The organism is Chitinimonas violaceus (assembly GCF_052601015.1).
Genome location: NZ_JBQXDJ010000239.1, coordinates 1 through 411 on the forward strand (window position 1 = coordinate 1; position 411 = coordinate 411).

Annotated in this window: 1 protein-coding gene; it reads right to left on the minus strand. The window is 57.7% G+C overall.

The genetic code is table 11. The features are described 5' to 3' along the window. Positions 1-411 (minus strand): IS256 family transposase (locus ACUHMQ_RS21120; protein ID WP_445297402.1); only part of this gene is annotated, 411 nt, incomplete at both ends.

Below are 411 nucleotides of genomic sequence, written 5' to 3' on the forward strand. Positions count from 1 at the left end.
CTGCCAGTGCCGCCTCTGCGCTTGGTGCGGTGTAGATCGGCCGAATCGCAGCGGCCAATGGCTTACGATCTTTCCAGCTTGCGTAGTCAAGGCTGTTTCGGATCAGATGGACGATACAGGTCTGTAGGGTCGTGGCTGGAAATACAGCACCTAGTGCCTCGGGCATGCCCTTGAGGCCGTCTGTCACTGCGATCAGGATGTCGTTGACGCCACGCGTCTTGAGATCGTTGAACACCTTCATCCAGAACTTGGCGCCTTCAGTGTTCTCGATCCACAGGCCCAGGATGTCGCGCGTACCGTCGGGCAACACACCCAATGCCAAGTAGACTGCCTTGTTGCGCACTACGGCATCTTCGCGCATCTTCACCCGCAGTGCGTCGAAGAACACAACCGGATACATCGGTTCAAGCG